The following is a 15760-nucleotide window of genomic DNA, read 5'->3' on the forward strand; positions in this document are numbered from 1 at the left end:
CATTTCCTTCTATTAACAGGCGTTTTGTTCAGCCTCAAACTCTGCAATTGAGGCCAATGCTTTTTCTAATTCGTGGTTATTTTCACGAGGAATCATGCGTGAGCGACTATTATTATCTACTGCGACGAAGGTAAATACTGCATCAGTCACGCAATAGCGTTCACCAATTGGCTCACTCGCTACTTTTTTCACCCATACTTCTACTTTAATTTTAATGGAAGAACGTCCTACTTTTAAACATTGACCGTAGCAACAAACCACATCACCTACAGAGATTGGTTTGATAAAATTCATACTTTCAACGGCAACAGTAACTACGCGCCCATGTGCGATTTCTTTTGCTAAAATCGCACCGCCCATATCCATTTGAGACATGATCCAACCGCCGAAGATATCTCCGTTAGCATTGGTATCAGAAGGCATTGCTAAGGTTCGTAGTAATAGAATCCCTTTGGAATGACGGCCATTTTTATCAGTAAAATTGGAAGACATTATTTTTCTCCATCTTTTGAATTTGAATCATCTTTAGGTAAATAGCGATAGATATAAGCACCTGAAATAATCGTTGCAATCACCGTCATACCAATAATTCCGAAAGATTTGAAATCAACCCAAGCTTCTTCCGACATATTATGGCTGATATAAATATTCACCAACATACAAATAATAAAGAATACTGCCCAACCGAGGTTAAGTGTATTCCAAGCCTTTTCGGGCAGTTGTAGCTCTTTACCAAGTAATTTTTTGATTAATGGCGTTTTAAATTGAAATTGTGCGACGAGCAAAACAATGGCAAACAAGGCATTGATAATTGTTACTTTCCATTGCAAATAACGGATTTCATTAAAGTAGGCAGTTAAAAGTCCAAAAAAAACGACCGCACTTGCCATAATTTTTTGTTGTTTTTCAACGGTTCCGTATTTCCATTTTAAAATCACGATCTGCAAAATTGTTGCAACCACTAATACGATGGCTGCTTCACGTACACCACCGAGTTTGTAAGTGACAAAAAATAAAATTAAAGGGATAAAGTCAAGGAGTTGTTTCATATTGATTAATCCTTCATAAATAAGCTGTAGAAACGATAAGTCACTACTAGCATAAAAATATTAAGTAATGCGGTGAAAATGCCTATTACCATATCAAACACTGCATTATTGGAAAATGCGCTTAATTGGAAAATGAGAACTGGCACTAGAAAATAAACCAGTAGAGTGTAAATAAACAATACGCCTTTTCGAGTATTTCCTCGCATCCAAATTTTTCGGATAGTTTGTGAAAGTGTATCTTGAGTCGAAAGATAATGTACTGCCGTCAAATTTAAACGGACGAAGAACCAAACTCCAACAATCATCGCGATAAGAGACATAATAGAAGGCGATTTTTTTGTGAGCAATGCAGCAAAGGCTTCACCAAGACCAAGTAACATTGGTGCAACCATTAATAGATCTAACAGAATTACACCTGCAAAACGACGCAAGGTAAGTGAGAAGGTTTCACCTAAAGTGCGGTAATTTTGTAAGCTAATTTTATGGATTGAGGTTAATCCCCAAGCTGCAATAAAGCTCGTTAGAATTTGAGTGATTGCAACTGAAAAGATAAAACTAGTGATATCTGTATTGGCGAGATTTAATACATCATTTTTATTTTCATCATTAACTGGAAAACTTAAAAGTGCACTCACGCTTTGCACAATAAATAAAATTGCGACAAATTGCAGCATGATTTTTTGTTGATTACGGAAGAAGTTCCAACTGTCTTGCAATACTTGTGTAAAGTTAATTTGCATGATTATCTCTCTATAAAAATGGTGGCGTAATTATACAAGGTTTACTGATTATTGCATAAATATCGTTAGTGAGGTTATGAATTCACGCTGAATTGAGTATATAAAACAAAAGTGGGCAAGTATGCCCACTTTTTTGTTATCTTTAGAGAGATTATTCGTATTATTTTTTCTTCGCGTATTTTAATGAGTCGATAGCAACCGCGAGAATAATAATGCTACCTTTAATGATGTATTGCCAGTAAGGGTTTACACCGATGTAAGTTAAACCGTAGTTGATAACTGTAAAGATGATAACCCCAGTGATTACACCAATTACGGTACCTACACCACCAGCGAAGGATACGCCACCAACCACGCAAGCGGCGATAGCATCTAATTCATACATGAAACCTAAGTTGTTAGTTGCAGAACCGATACGACCAGCTTCCAGCATACCACCGAATGCATAGAACATACCTGCAATCATGTAGATGACAACTAAGTTTCGCGCAACGTTTACACCTGATACTTTCGCTGCTTCTGGGTTACCGCCGATAGCAAATACGTTTTTACCGAAACGAGTTTTGTTCCACATAATCCATACTAATAATGCTGCGATGGCTGCATAGATAGTGATGTAAGAGAGTTTAAAGCTGCCGACTCGGAAGAATCCTTGAGCAAATGTTGAGAAATTTTCACTAAAACCAGCGATTGGAGAACCACCTACAGCATCATAGTATAGTGAGTTGAAACCATATACGATGATCATTGTACCCATGGTTGCGATGAATGGCGTTACATTTAAGTAAGCAATAACTAAACCATTCACTAAACCAATTACTGCACCGATAGCACAAACTGCAAGAATTACTACAGGAATTGGAATTTCACCCATTTCAGGGAATACGCGGTTCATATTTTCCATTGATTGCAACATGGTTGCAGAGATAACCGCAGCCAAACCAACTTGGCGACCAGCAGATAAGTCAGTCCCTTGTGTAATCAACAACCCTGCAACCCCGAGTGCAATAATTAAGCGCACAGAAGATTGGGTTAAGATGTTACTGAAGTTGATTAAATTTAAAAAGGTTGGATCTTGCGCAATAATAATGCCGAGCAAAATCAGCAAGACAAAATAAATCGCATTTTGTTTTAATAAATCAAAGGATTTGTTTTTTTGTAAGGCACTCATGATTTGTTCCTTTTATCTTTATAAATATTTCGCAGCGAGTTGCAAGATTTCTTCTTGTGAAGTTTTTGCAGTTTCCACAATACCCGCCAATTTACCGTTACTCATCACTAAAATACGGTCAGTTACACCTAGTAATTCGGGCATTTCTGATGAAATCATAATAATGCCTTTGTCTTTTTTAGCGAGTTCCTGAATGAGTTGGTAAATTTCAAATTTTGCCCCGATGTCGATACCACGAGTTGGCTCATCAAGCATCAGAATTTCAGGTTGAGTTAAAAGCCAACGACCGATAATGACCTTTTGTTGGTTACCGCCAGAAAGAGAACCAATTGTTGTTCTGTGTGATGGCGTTTTAACATTCATTGAATCAATTACCCACTGGGTATCACTTTTCATTTTCTTCGTGCTAAGTAATTTCCATGGTGTGAGATAAGATTTCATATTTGAAATCAAAGAGTTAAATTCAATGCTTAAATTAGAGTAAATACCTGTTGAACGACGCTCTTCAGTTACCAATGCAAAGCCATTATTAATCGCTTCAAGTGCGGTATGATTTTTCACGGTTTTTCCGTGTAACTTGATAGTTCCTTCGGTTAATTCACGTACGCCAAAAATAGCTTCAACGATATCAGTACGTTTAGCCCCCACAAGGCCTGCAATACCGAGAATTTCACCTTTTCGTAATTCAAAAGATACGTCTTGAATGGATGGTTGGTTTTTAGCAGTAAGATTTTCTACCTGTAAAATTACTTCTTTTGGCGTGTTTGTCTTTTCAGGGAAACGCTGTGTTAATTCACGACCTACCATCATTCCGACAATTTGTTCCATGCTGGATTCTTTCACGTTTACTGTGTTGATCCATTTACCGTCGCGTAAAATAGTAATTTCATCACAGATTTTGAAGATTTCATCCATTTTGTGAGAAATATAAATAATTCCGCAACCGCGTTGTTTTAATTTGTCGATAATTTTAAACAGATGCTCAACTTCTTTTTCAGAAAGTGAGGATGTTGGTTCATCCATGATTACGATTTTAGCGTTATATGAAAACGCCTTCGCAATTTCGATCATCTGCATTTGAGAAACTGAAAGTTTGGCAACTTTTTCTTTAGGATCTACATCAATATCCAATTCATCAAAAATCGCTTTAGTATCACGGTACATTTTGGCGTGATCGACAAAAGGTCCTTTAAGTGGATAGCGTCCAAGCCACAAGTTATCCATTACGCTAGTTTGGCGTACGAGGTTGAGTTCTTGGTGTACCATTGAAATACCATTCTCAAGGGCTTCTTTAGATGTTTTAAAGTTGACGGGTTGACCTAAGAAAAGGATTTCACCTTCATCTTTGGCATAAATACCGAATAAACATTTTAGTAATGTAGATTTGCCCGCACCGTTCTCACCCATTAAAGCATGAACAGAATGTGAACGAACCGTTAAGTTTGCGTTATCTAAGGCTTTTACGCCTGGAAAGGACTTGCAGACATTGGTCATTGTGAGCAGCACTTGGCTGTCTTGACTTTGAGTTTGAGATGTCATATCCAACCTCGTTAAAAAGGGGAAGGGCAACTTCCCCTTGGATTACAACAAAAATTGATGAGAAATTATTTTAAGAAGTCGCCTAAGTTGTCTTTATCTACACCAACATAAGGGATACGTACAACACGATCTTTTAATTCCCATTTTGTGCCTTCAGTTGCTGCTTTGCCTTGTGCTAAGTTGTTAGATAATTGAACAACTGCTTTACCTTGGTTCACACCATCGTTTAACACAGTACCAGCAAGTTCACCTTTTTTGATGAGTTGTAATGCTTCTGGTAATGCATCCACACCGAAGATAGGGAGTTTTTTACCATGTGCTTTGGTTGCTTCTAATGCGCCTAATGCCATACCGTCGTTGTTAGAAATAATTACTTCAATGTCGTTCGCTTTAGAGCTAGATAACCAAGCATCTACTTTATCTTTCGCCATTGCAGCATCCCACATACCAGTATCAATAAATAATTGTTCAGTTTGGATACCTTTCGCATTAAGTTCTTCAACTACGAATTTTGTACGAGCTTCGGCATCTGGGTGACCTGGTTCACCTTTTAATAATACGAATTGGATTTTACCATCTTTATTTAAGTCTAGAGCTGGATTCGCTTTCCATTGTTTTGCAATTAAATCCCCTTGAATTAAGCCAGATTCTTTTGGATCAGTACCTACATAGTAAGCGTGTTCATAAGAACCGATAGCTTTTGCACCTGGGTCTTTATTAAAGAATACAACAGGAATGTTATCTGGTTTTGCTTTGCTAATAATGGTTGGTGCAGCAGCAGGGTCAACTAAGTTAATTGCAAGAGCTTTCACACCTTTGGAAAGTAATACATCAACTTGGTCATTTTGAATTGATTGTGCATTTTGGGAGTCATTCATTAATAAGTTAATGCCACCAAGTGCTTTAGCTTCTTTATCAATTTCTTTACGCATTAAAGACATGAAGTTGTCATCGTATTTGTAAATGGTTACACCAATTTTGTTACTTGCTGCGAAGCTAGAAGATGCTGCACCTAAACCGATAGCTAAAGCAACCGCACTTAATACTGCTGTTTTTTTCATAATAACGCTCCTATTTTGGAATGTTGATGTTAGAGATAAATATTGCATTACATCCTGCAATTGATGCCATATTAGCGAATAATCTGCTTGGAATCTGTGATCAAACTCACATAAATGAAAACGATTACATTAAAAATTCGGATTTGTGATCGCTATCACATTTTATGAGTGTATTCACCTTCGAATTTAGATAGATTCCACAGAAAAACGACGCACTAATGTTGGGTTAAATTGAATTGTTGATGGCGTTCTCACCTCATTATCGACAAGGCTTAATGCAAGGTTAGCTGCATAAGTTGCCATTAAATCAATAGGATAGCGAATGGTTGTCAATTTAGGAATTAAATAACGAGCAATTGGCATATCGTCAAAACCAATGATTGAAAATTGGCTTGGTACACTAATATTGTTTTCATTGAGAACTGAAATGGCTCCCGCAGCCATTGAATCGTTATAAGCTACGACTGCAGTGAGATCTTTGTTATAACTAAGCAAATCAATCATTGCTTTTTCACCCCCTTCGAAGTCTGGTGAATTGTGCGTTATGGCATGCTCAACAATTGGATAATTGTGATCTTTTAATGCCGTAAGATAACCATCTCGACGCTCAATTTCATCGAAAATTGCATGATTAGAACCAATATAGGCGATATGTTTATGCCCACAACGGATAAGCATTTCCGTTGCTAAGTAGGTTCCTTTCTTATTATCTAAACTTACACAACGATTTTCATAGCCTTGAATGACTCGGTTGATAATCACCATTCCTGGTACTGTTTTCAAATAATGGCTAAGTTCATCGTCAGATAACGCTTTGGAATGCACAACTAAACAACTACAACGCTTGCGAAGTAAAGTATCAATAGCTTCACGTTCCTTCTCTGCATGGTGATAGCCAATACCAATCAAGATTGTTTTATGGTGGGCCTCAGCGACTTTATCTACGGCTTTCACTAAAATAGCAAAAAATGAGTCTGTTACATCCGTGACAACCACACCAATGGTATCGGTGTTTTGTATCGCAAGGGCTTTGGCATTTGCATTTGGCTGGTAATTAAGTTGTTCAATTGCTTGTTTTACTGTAAGGCGAGTTTCTTCACTTACAGAGGGATGTTGATTTATAACACGAGAAACAGTAGCAATGGATACATGGGCTAGCTCGGCTACATCATGAATGGTGCTCATAGAATACTTTCCATAATGGAATTACGTTTCTTAATTATGTTCTTTCTAAATAAAATTGAAAGCGATTACTTTCTGATTTGTAACTGAGATCACAAAAAACTTTCAGAGATTTTCATATTATGTGATACGGATCACGGTTTATTTTTGTGAATTTGCTATCTTATGCACAGCATTTTGTGTAACCGTTTACAATTTAGAAAGGGAGCCAATTATGAGTGATATTTTTGAACCAACAGAGCATCCACATCGTCGCTATAATCCGTTAATTGATCAATGGGTTTTGGTATCACCACATCGTGCTAAGCGTCCATGGCAAGGGCAACAAGAAAAAGTGAATGAAGAACAAAAACCAAGTTATGATCCAACTTGTTATCTTTGCCCGAGTAATAAGCGTATTACAGGTGAATTAAATCCAGACTATCGTAAACCTTATGTGTTTAAAAATGATTTTTCCGCGCTTTTAGAAGATACGCCAGCCCCTGAAAAATCCTCAGATCCACTTTTCCAGAGTTCTCAAGCTCGTGGTGAAAGTCGAGTTATTTGTTTCTCTCCGGATCATAGTAAAACATTGCCATTATTGACCGCACTTGAGATTGAAGAAGTGATTAAAGTATGGCAAGAGCAACTTCGTGAACTTGGTGCAAAATACCAATGGGTGCAAATTTTTGAAAACAAAGGGGCAGCAATGGGCTGTTCGAACCCACATCCACATGGCCAAATTTGGGCGAATAGTTTCTTACCAAATGAAATTGCTCGTGAAGATCGTACACAACGTGATTATTTATTAAAACATGGTTCAGTAATGTTAGTTGATTATGTGAAACGAGAACTTGAGTTAAAAGAACGTATTGTCGTTGAAACTGAGCATTGGGTAGCTTTAGTGCCTTATTGGGCTGTTTGGCCATTTGAAACATTGCTTTTACCAAAAACTCATGTAAAACGTTTAACTGAATTAAGTGACGAACAATCAAAAGATCTTGCGGTTATTTTGAAAAAATTGACGACCAAGTACGACAATCTATTTGAGACCTCTTTCCCATATTCAATGGGATTCCATGCTGCACCCTTTAATGGTGAAGATAACGAACATTGGCAGCTACATGCTCATTTTTATCCTCCTCTTTTACGCTCAGCAACCGTGCGTAAATTTATGGTGGGATATGAAATGTTAGGCGAAAGCCAACGCGATTTAACGGCAGAACAGGCTGCTGAGCGATTACGTGCGTTGAGTGAAATTCACTATAAACTGAAATAATGCGCCCAATTCTCCTCTTTACAAAAGAGGGGTGCTGATTGAGCAATACTTGAAGATAAAGGACACAAACATGACCCCAATCCAAAAATCCCAACACATTTTCACCCAAAAATACAACAAACAACCTGAATTGACCGTCTATGCGCCTGGCCGAGTAAATATCATCGGCGAACATACCGATTACAACGACGGCTTTGTTATGCCTTGTGCGATTAATTTTGGTACGGCCGTTTCTGGTACAAAACGAGATGATCACATTTGGAATGTTTATGCGGCGGATCTTGATGAAACAGATGAATTTTCTCTCAATGTAGAAATTCCTAAGAGTGAACACAAATGGGCTAATTATGTGCGTGGAGTTGTAAAATTTATCCAAGAACGTTACCCGCACTTTCAACAAGGTGCAAATTTAGTGATTTCTGGAAATGTGCCGCTTTCTTCTGGATTAAGTTCATCTGCAGCGTTAGAAGTTGCGGTGGGTAAATTCTGCCAACAACTTGGCGATTTACCACTTTCTCACACGGATATTGCATTGAATGGGCAAAAAGCGGAGAACCAATTTGTTGGAGCAAATTGTGGCAATATGGATCAGTTAATTTCCGCACTTGGGCAGGAAAATCACTTACTGATGATCGATTGTCGTAGTCTTGAAACCACTCCAACACCCGTGCCACAAGATGTCGCCGTTATTATTGTGAATTCAAATGTACCGCATGATTTGGTAACGGGTGAATACAATACTCGCCGTCAGCAATGTGAAGAGGCAGCAAAATTTTTTGGAGTAAAAGCATTGCGTGATGTTTCAGTTGAACAATTCCGAAAAAGAGAAGCGGAATTGGCCGCACTTTCTCCGTTAGCAGCAAAACGTGCTCGTCATGTCGTCACAGAAAATCAACGAGTACTCGATGCAGTGGAAGCATTGAAGAAGAATGATTTGACCCGTTTAGGTGAGTTAATGGGAGAGTCTCATGATTCAATGCGTGATGATTTTGAAATCACCGTGCCACAAATTGATTATTTAGTTGAATTGGCTCAACTTGTTATTGGCAAAAGTGGTGGTGCACGTATGACGGGCGGCGGTTTTGGCGGTTGTATTGTCGCACTTGCGCCGCATGATAAAGTCGATGCAGTTCGTAAAATTATTGCGGATAATTACGAGAAAACGACTGGTTTAAAAGAAACTTTTTATGTGTGCACTGCATCACAAGGTGTTCGAGTGATTTAATAGAAAATGATGTTAGAACAAACCACTTTTAATGCGCCTGATGGTGCACCTTATCAGCTTATAACCCTGCAAAATGAAAATGGAATGCGTGTTCAATTTATGGATTGGGGCGCAACTTGGCTTTCTTGTAAAGTGCCAGTAAATGGCACTTTACGCGAGGTTTTATTGGGGTGTAAGGTAGAGGACTATCCCACTCATCAAAGCTATTTAGGCGCAAGTGTAGGGCGTTATGCAAATCGTATTGCAAATGCACAATTTGAATTGAATGGTGAACTCATTCAATTGAGAAGTAATCAAGGTAAACATCAGCTTCATGGTGGAGAGGGCTTTGATAAACGCCGTTGGAAAATTCAAGAGTACGGTGAGAATTTTGTGTGTTTTTCATTACATTCAGTAGATGGTGATCAAGGTTTTCCTGGTAATGTGGATGTCTCTGTAACCTATACGCTAACAGATGATAATAGTGTAAAAATTGAATATGCAGGGATGTGCGATAAGGATACCGCATTGAACCTAACGAATCATGCTTATTTCAATTTAGAAAATGCAGAGCAAGGCAGTGACGTGCGTGAACATACATTACGTTTAAATGCTGATTTTTATCTGCCTGTAGATAATGAGGGGATTCCTAATTCTCCATTAAAGCACGTAGTGAATACGAGTTTTGACTTCCGTATTGCTAAACCCATCAAGCAAGATTTTTTACAAGGGGAGCAGCAAGCAACAAAAGGTTACGATCATTCCTTTATTGTCAATAAAGCTTGGCAAAAGCCTTGCGTGTTACTGACTTCTCCAACTGGAGATTTAAGTTTGGAAGTAAGAACCTCGCAAGCCGCATTGCAGGTTTATACGGGTAATTATCTTGCAGGTACACTAACGAGAAATTGCGAATTATATGCCGATTTTTCTGGCGTAGCACTGGAAACCCAATGTTTGCCAAACACCCCAAATCATCCCGAATGGCAAAATTACGGTGGCATTCAAAAAGCAGGCGAGCGATATTATCAATGGACGGAGTTTAAGTTCTTATAGAATTGAAGTGCGGTAGAAAATAAAGAGATATTTCACCGCACTTTTCTTTTTCCTTGCTTTATCTTTGCGAAGATGCTCAAAATATGATACTTTTTCGACGTCAATAAGACATCAACTACAAACCAATATGAACGACGAACAGCAAAATTCAAACCAATCTGAAAATACGAAAAAACCTTTTTTCCAATCTTTATTTGGTCGCTTTTTTCAAGGTGAACTAAAAAATCGTGAAGAACTTGTGGAAGTAATTCGCGATTCAGAACAAAACGATTTAATTGATCAAAATACGCGTGAAATGATTGAAGGCGTAATGGAAATTGCGGAGCTTCGTATTCGCGATATTATGATTCCTCGTTCACAAATTATTTTTATTGAAGATCAACAAGATTTAAATACTTGTTTAAACACAATTATTGAATCCGCTCATTCTCGTTTTCCTGTGATTGCCGATGCGGATGATCGCGATAATATCGTGGGTATTTTGCATGCAAAAGATTTATTGAAATTTTTACGTGAAGATGCGGAAGAGTTTGATTTATCTTCATTATTGCGCCCAGTGGTGATTGTGCCAGAAAGCAAAAGAGTGGATCGTATGTTGAAAGATTTCCGTTCTGAGCGTTTCCATATGGCTATTGTGGTGGACGAATTTGGTGCGGTATCAGGTCTTGTTACCATTGAAGATATTTTGGAACAAATTGTTGGCGATATTGAAGATGAGTTTGATGAAGAAGAAGTCGCGGATATTCGTCAGCTTTCTCGTCATACTTATGCTGTGCGTGCGCTCACCGATATTGATGATTTCAATGCGCAATTTAATACGGATTTTAATGATGAAGAAGTCGATACCATTGGTGGGCTGATTATGCAAACTTTTGGTTATTTACCAAAACGTGGTGAAGAAATTATGTTGAAAAATCTTCAATTTAAAGTCACCTCGGCAGATAGTCGCCGATTGATTCAACTTCGAGTGACTGTGCCAGATGAACATTTGGCAGAAATGGATGATGTGGAAGAAAAAGCCGAATAGCATTTTATCATCCTTAATGATGGCGCGCGTTTTATAACGCGTGCTTTTTATTTACTTGAAATGGAATTTTAAATTTCAACACACAAGACGCTCGTGAGGGCGTGCAAAATATAATTGAATCTATGAATAAATATTTTACTTATCTTATCGCGATTACGTCTGGTTTACTCGGTGTTTTTGCCTTTTCGCCATTTGATTATTGGCCTTTAGCCTACGTTTCTTTATTCGGTTTACTTTATGTCGCTAAAAATTCTAAAAAATCCACCGCACTTTTAGCGACGTTTTTGTGGTCGATGGGATTTTTCTGCTTTGGGGTGAGTTGGCTTAATGTCAGTATTCACCAATTTGGTGGTGCGTCTTTAGGTGTGAGTTATTTCCTTGTCGGGTTACTTGCGGCTTATCTTGCACTATACCCGATGCTCTTTACCTATTTGGTTCAGCGTTTCCAAGTTCAAAGTGCGGTAATTTTTGCCGTGATTTGGACATTGACAGAATTTTTACGAGGTTGGATTTTTACCGGTTTTCCTTGGCTTCAGTTTGGTTATACACAAATTGACAGCCCATTTTATGGCATCGCCCCGATTTTTGGGGTAACAGGATTGACGTTCTTTACTGTTTGGGCAAGTGCGGTAATTTTTAATCTCATTTCATCTTTGTTTAAAACGAAAAATCTTAAATTAGTCTTGGCGAATGTTTTGTTATTGATCGTCGTGGGGGGATTAAGTGCTTATTCATCCCGAATTCACTTTGTAAAATCTGTTAAAGATAAGGCAATTTCAGTCACGCTTGCTCAAGGAAATATTGAACAAAATCTCAAATGGGATCCAGCTTATTTCTATTCTACTTTGGAGATTTATCAAAAATTAATTGCAGAAAATCTTGGTAAAACAGATTTAATTATTTTGCCTGAATCAGCGTTACCAACTCTTGAAAATGCGATTACCCCATTTTTTGAAGGATTAGATCGTGCTGCTAAAGAAACGAAAACGGAGATAATGATTGGCACGGTATTCCAAGATACGAAATCTGGTAAATTGCTTAATTCTATTATGGCTGCTGGAAACCCAGATTTTCCTTATCAGCCAGATACATCAAATCGTTATAGTAAGCATCATCTCGTGCCGTTTGGTGAATATGTTCCGCTAGAAAGTATTTTGCGACCACTTAATTCCGTATTTAATTTGCCGATGTCTGCATTTCAAAGTGGGGAGGTGATTCAGCCATCTTTAATGGCAAAAAAACGCGCTTTTTCGCCAGCAATTTGCTATGAGATTATTTTCGGTGAGCAAGTGCGGCAAAATTTGAAACAAGATACGGATTATTTGCTCACAATTTCTAATGACGCTTGGTTTGGTGATTCGATTGGACCTTGGCAACATTTACAGATGGCAAGAATGCGCGCTTTAGAATTGGGTAAACCGCTTATTCGTGCAACGAATACGGGGATTTCAGTCTTTGTTGATGCTCAAGGTAAGGTGTTAGCGCAGGCACCGCAGTTTATTGAAACAACGTTGACGCATAAAATTGCACCTGCGGAAGGTAAAACACCTTATTCTGCGTTGGGAAATATGCCTTTATATGCTTTATCATTGTTGTTTTTAGTATTACACGGCATGATGGCGTTTGTTCGTCGTAAGATGAACCTTTCACAAAAACGCTAGTCAAAACGACCGCACTTTTTATTTATAAACGAGATTTTAATGAATCAAAATCTAATTGAAGTTAAGAATCTCACCTTTAAACGCGGTGATCGCGTGATTTACGATAACCTGAATTTGCAAGTAAAAAAGGGAAAAATCACTGCGATCATGGGGCCGTCAGGGATTGGTAAAACCACTTTACTTAAATTGATCGGTGGGCAACTAATGCCAGAGCAAGGTGAAATTTTGTTTGATGGACAAGATATTTGTCGTCTATCTAATCGTGAACTGTACGAAGTACGTAAGCGGATGGGGATGTTATTCCAATCAGGTGCGCTTTTTACGGATATTTCTACTTTTGATAATGTCGCTTTTCCAATTCGTGAACATACGCATTTGCCTGAAAATTTAATTCGTCAAATCGTATTGATGAAATTGGAGGCGGTTGGGTTGCGAGGCGCTGCCACATTGATGCCTTCAGAACTTTCTGGTGGTATGGCTCGTCGAGCTGCATTAGCACGCGCTATTGCGCTTGACCCTGATTTAATTATGTTTGATGAGCCATTTACGGGACAAGATCCAATCAGTATGGGCGTGATTTTAAGCTTGATTAAACGATTAAATGAAGCGTTAAATTTGACTTCTATCGTGGTGTCACACGATGTGGAGGAAGTATTGAGTATTGCAGATTATGCCTATATTATTGCAGACCAAAAAGTCATCGCAGAAGGAACATCTGAGCAGCTTTTACAAAGCCAAGATCCGCGCGTGGTGCAATTCTTAAAAGGTGAATCTGATGGTCCTGTGCGCTTTAAGTACCCAGCGCAAGATTATGTGAAGGAATTGTTTGAATGATCGTCAATTTTATTTCTGCTTTAGGAAAACAGGTGATCGACTTTTTCCGTGCATTGGGGCGAGCAGGCTTTATGTTATTTGGCGCATTGCTCGGGAAGCCACAAATTCGTAAGCATTTTCCTTTGCTTGTAAAGCAAATGCATGTTTTAGGTGTCCAATCGCTACTCATTATTTTGTTGTCCGGTTTATTTATTGGAATGGTATTAGGACTACAAGGTTATGTCGTGTTAGTCGATTTTTCTGCTGAAACAAGTTTAGGTCAGCTTGTGGCGCTTTCTCTTTTGCGAGAACTAGGCCCTGTTGTTACCGCACTTTTATTTGCTGGTCGAGCAGGTTCTGCATTGACGGCTGAAATAGGCTTAATGAAAGCCACTGAACAACTTTCTAGTCTTGAAATGATGGCTGTTGATCCTTTACGTCGAGTGATTGCACCTCGTTTTTGGGCAGGCGTTATTTCCATGCCAATTTTGTCAATCTTGTTTATTGCGATTGGTATTTGGGGCGGTTCCTTAGTAGGTGTGGATTGGAAAGGTGTTGATTCAGGCAGCTTTTGGTCTGTGATGCAAAATTCCGTGAGTTGGAGCTATGATATTTTAAATGGTTTTATTAAATCGGTTTTCTTTGCTGTAGCTGTAACTTGGATTGCGCTTTTTAATGGTTATGATTGTATGCCAACATCGGAAGGTATCAGCCAAGCTACGACACGAACAGTTGTGCATGCCTCTCTTGTTGTTCTAGGATTAGATTTTATTTTGACTGCTATTATGTTTGGAGCAGGTTAAGGATTTTTTATGAGACAAACAATTAAATATGAATTTTGGGTTGGATTATTTTTATTACTTGGTATTGGTGCCTTAGTTTTTTTAGGTTTACGTGTAGCCAACGTACAAGGTTTTGGTGAGACGAAATCTTATACTGTGACGGCAACTTTTGATAATATTGGTGGACTTAAAGTACGTGCACCATTAAAAGTTGGTGGAGTGGTTATTGGGCGTGTGAGTGCAATTACGCTTGATGAAAAAAGCTATTTACCAAAAGTCAGTATTGCAATTAACCAGGAATATAATGAAATCCCAGAAAACAGTTCTTTATCAATTAAGACATCGGGCTTATTAGGTGAGCAATATATTGCATTGACAATGGGATTTGATGATGGTGAGTCGGCTATGCTTAAAGAGGGTAGCCAAATTCAAGATACAAAATCTGCTATGGTGTTGGAGGATTTAATCGGCCAATTCCTTTACGGCGATAAAAAATCTGATGGTAACAGTGAAAAGACTGAGCCTACAGTACAATAACAACTAACATTTATTTAGGAGATTTATGATGAAATTTTTCCAAGTGAAAAAATGGTTTGCAATTTTAACCTTAGTATTTACCGCACTCTTTACTGCTAGTACTGCTATGGCTGAAACAAGCCCTTATGTATTGATGCAACAAGCGTCAGATAAATTGTTTTCTGATATTCAGGCAAATCAAAGCCAGATTAAAAAGAATCCAAATTATTTACGTACTATCGTTCGTAATGATTTACTGCCTTATGTTCAAGTCAATTATGCAGGTTCTTTAGTTTTAGGTTCTCATTTCAAATCTACTACACCTGAACAACGCGAAAAATTCTTTAAAGCTTTTGGTGATTTTATTGAACAAGCTTATGCACAAGTATTAACAGCATATTCAAATCAACAAATCCAAATCGAGCCAGAAAAAGCATTAGGTGATAAAAACTTAGTAAATATTCGTGTGAACATCATTCAAGTTAACGGAGCTGCGCCAATTAAATTAGATTTTAAATGGCGTAAAAATAGTAAAACTGGCGAATGGCAAGCTTATGACATGGTTGCTGAAGGTGTTAGCATGGTTGTGACAAAACAACAAGAATGGAGTGGTATCTTGCGTCAACATGGCATTGATGCATTAACTGCACAAGTACAAAAATCAGCTGCCCAACCTGTAACATTAAGCAAATAATCTTGTTGCC

General features: G+C 38.2%; 16 protein-coding genes. 9 read left to right on the plus strand and 7 right to left on the minus strand.

Features of this window, described 5'->3' with window-relative positions; genetic code table 11:
* Positions 1–12 precede the first annotated feature (12 nt).
* The 7 genes from yciA to AAX15_RS03045 form a co-directional block, all read right to left on the minus strand.
* Positions 13–492: an acyl-CoA thioester hydrolase YciA gene (gene yciA / locus AAX15_RS03015; protein ID WP_005636811.1), complete on the minus strand. Its 480-nt coding sequence runs from the start codon at positions 490–492 to the stop codon at positions 13–15.
* On the minus strand, positions 492–1049 hold the full coding sequence (locus AAX15_RS03020) for a septation protein A (RefSeq protein ID WP_005636812.1): 558 nt from the start codon (positions 1047–1049) through the stop codon (positions 492–494). Before AAX15_RS03020 ends, yciA begins: the two co-directional genes overlap by 1 nt.
* Positions 1050–1054: 5 nt before the next feature.
* The gene (locus tag AAX15_RS03025) at positions 1055–1789 is read right to left on the minus strand and encodes a hypothetical protein (RefSeq protein WP_046939083.1); all 735 of its coding nucleotides are present in this window, start codon (positions 1787–1789) and stop codon (positions 1055–1057) included.
* 160 nt (positions 1790–1949) lie between these two features.
* Positions 1950–2960, minus strand: coding sequence for a galactose/methyl galactoside ABC transporter permease MglC (gene mglC / locus AAX15_RS03030; RefSeq protein ID WP_005645969.1), 1011 nt, complete (start codon positions 2958–2960; stop codon positions 1950–1952).
* A gap of 18 nt (positions 2961–2978) precedes the next feature.
* Positions 2979–4499, minus strand: a complete 1521-nt coding sequence (gene mglA / locus AAX15_RS03035; RefSeq protein WP_005633425.1) for a galactose/methyl galactoside ABC transporter ATP-binding protein MglA — start codon at positions 4497–4499, stop codon at positions 2979–2981.
* 65 nt (positions 4500–4564) lie between these two features.
* Positions 4565–5560, minus strand: coding sequence for a galactose/glucose ABC transporter substrate-binding protein MglB (mglB, locus tag AAX15_RS03040; RefSeq protein ID WP_005628316.1), 996 nt, complete (start codon positions 5558–5560; stop codon positions 4565–4567).
* 186 nt (positions 5561–5746) lie between these two features.
* A complete protein-coding gene (locus AAX15_RS03045) occupies positions 5747–6745 on the minus strand; it encodes a substrate-binding domain-containing protein (RefSeq protein ID WP_046939084.1) in 999 nt (332 codons plus the stop codon).
* 211 nt (positions 6746–6956) lie between these two features.
* Between AAX15_RS03045 and galT the strand changes: the two genes are divergently transcribed.
* The 9 genes from galT (at position 6957) to mlaC (ending at position 15750) form a co-directional block, all read left to right on the plus strand.
* Positions 6957–8000, plus strand: a complete 1044-nt coding sequence (gene galT, locus AAX15_RS03050) for a galactose-1-phosphate uridylyltransferase (protein ID WP_046939085.1) — start codon at positions 6957–6959, stop codon at positions 7998–8000.
* Positions 8001–8070: 70 nt separating this feature from the next.
* Positions 8071–9225: a galactokinase gene (gene galK / locus AAX15_RS03055; RefSeq protein ID WP_046939086.1), complete on the plus strand. Its 1155-nt coding sequence runs from the start codon at positions 8071–8073 to the stop codon at positions 9223–9225.
* 9 nt (positions 9226–9234) lie between these two features.
* On the plus strand, positions 9235–10257 hold the full coding sequence (gene galM, locus AAX15_RS03060; RefSeq protein WP_046939087.1) for a galactose-1-epimerase: 1023 nt from the start codon (positions 9235–9237) through the stop codon (positions 10255–10257).
* Between the two features lie 127 nt (positions 10258–10384).
* Positions 10385–11284 (plus strand): CNNM family magnesium/cobalt transport protein CorC, encoded by a 900-nt coding sequence (gene corC, locus AAX15_RS03065; protein WP_046939088.1) that lies wholly within the window; start codon positions 10385–10387, stop codon positions 11282–11284.
* A 122-nt stretch (positions 11285–11406) separates the two neighbouring features.
* A complete protein-coding gene (gene lnt / locus AAX15_RS03070; RefSeq protein WP_080950412.1) occupies positions 11407–12945 on the plus strand; it encodes an apolipoprotein N-acyltransferase in 1539 nt (512 codons plus the stop codon).
* A 39-nt stretch (positions 12946–12984) separates the two neighbouring features.
* Entirely contained in the window at positions 12985–13779 is a 795-nt protein-coding gene (gene mlaF / locus AAX15_RS03075) for a phospholipid ABC transporter ATP-binding protein MlaF (protein ID WP_046939090.1), read from the plus strand.
* On the plus strand, positions 13776–14561 hold the full coding sequence (gene mlaE / locus AAX15_RS03080) for a lipid asymmetry maintenance ABC transporter permease subunit MlaE (RefSeq protein WP_046939091.1): 786 nt from the start codon (positions 13776–13778) through the stop codon (positions 14559–14561). The genes mlaF and mlaE overlap by 4 nt, the downstream gene beginning before the upstream one ends.
* 9 nt (positions 14562–14570) lie before the next feature.
* A complete protein-coding gene (gene mlaD / locus AAX15_RS03085) occupies positions 14571–15077 on the plus strand; it encodes an outer membrane lipid asymmetry maintenance protein MlaD (protein ID WP_046939092.1) in 507 nt (168 codons plus the stop codon).
* A gap of 28 nt (positions 15078–15105) precedes the next feature.
* Positions 15106–15750 carry a phospholipid-binding protein MlaC gene (mlaC, locus tag AAX15_RS03090; RefSeq protein ID WP_192877144.1) on the plus strand — a complete coding sequence of 215 codons (645 nt, stop codon included), beginning with the start codon at positions 15106–15108 and terminating at the stop codon, positions 15748–15750.
* Positions 15751–15760 lie beyond the last annotated feature (10 nt).

Source organism: Haemophilus haemolyticus (assembly GCF_001008275.1).
Classification (GTDB): domain Bacteria; phylum Pseudomonadota; class Gammaproteobacteria; order Enterobacterales; family Pasteurellaceae; genus Haemophilus; species Haemophilus haemolyticus_P.

Bases quoted from the DNA above. Each gene is read 5' to 3' on its own strand.
- yciA (WP_005636811.1), bottom strand. From the start codon at position 492: ATGTCTTCCAATTTTACTGATAAAAATGGCCGTCATTCCAAAGGGATT.
- AAX15_RS03020 (WP_005636812.1), bottom strand. From the start codon at position 1,049: ATGAAACAACTCCTTGACTTTATCCCTTTAATTTTATTTTTTGTCACT.
- AAX15_RS03025 (WP_046939083.1), bottom strand. From the start codon at position 1,789: ATGCAAATTAACTTTACACAAGTATTGCAAGACAGTTGGAACTTCTTC.
- mglC (WP_005645969.1), bottom strand. From the start codon at position 2,960: ATGAGTGCCTTACAAAAAAACAAATCCTTTGATTTATTAAAACAAAAT.
- mglA (WP_005633425.1), bottom strand. From the start codon at position 4,499: ATGACATCTCAAACTCAAAGTCAAGACAGCCAAGTGCTGCTCACAATG.
- mglB (WP_005628316.1), bottom strand. From the start codon at position 5,560: ATGAAAAAAACAGCAGTATTAAGTGCGGTTGCTTTAGCTATCGGTTTA.
- AAX15_RS03045 (WP_046939084.1), bottom strand. From the start codon at position 6,745: ATGAGCACCATTCATGATGTAGCCGAGCTAGCCCATGTATCCATTGCT.
- galT (WP_046939085.1), top strand. From the start codon at position 6,957: ATGAGTGATATTTTTGAACCAACAGAGCATCCACATCGTCGCTATAAT.
- galK (WP_046939086.1), top strand. From the start codon at position 8,071: ATGACCCCAATCCAAAAATCCCAACACATTTTCACCCAAAAATACAAC.
- galM (WP_046939087.1), top strand. From the start codon at position 9,235: ATGTTAGAACAAACCACTTTTAATGCGCCTGATGGTGCACCTTATCAG.
- corC (WP_046939088.1), top strand. From the start codon at position 10,385: ATGAACGACGAACAGCAAAATTCAAACCAATCTGAAAATACGAAAAAA.
- lnt (WP_080950412.1), top strand. From the start codon at position 11,407: ATGAATAAATATTTTACTTATCTTATCGCGATTACGTCTGGTTTACTC.
- mlaF (WP_046939090.1), top strand. From the start codon at position 12,985: ATGAATCAAAATCTAATTGAAGTTAAGAATCTCACCTTTAAACGCGGT.
- mlaE (WP_046939091.1), top strand. From the start codon at position 13,776: ATGATCGTCAATTTTATTTCTGCTTTAGGAAAACAGGTGATCGACTTT.
- mlaD (WP_046939092.1), top strand. From the start codon at position 14,571: ATGAGACAAACAATTAAATATGAATTTTGGGTTGGATTATTTTTATTA.
- mlaC (WP_192877144.1), top strand. From the start codon at position 15,106: ATGAAATTTTTCCAAGTGAAAAAATGGTTTGCAATTTTAACCTTAGTA.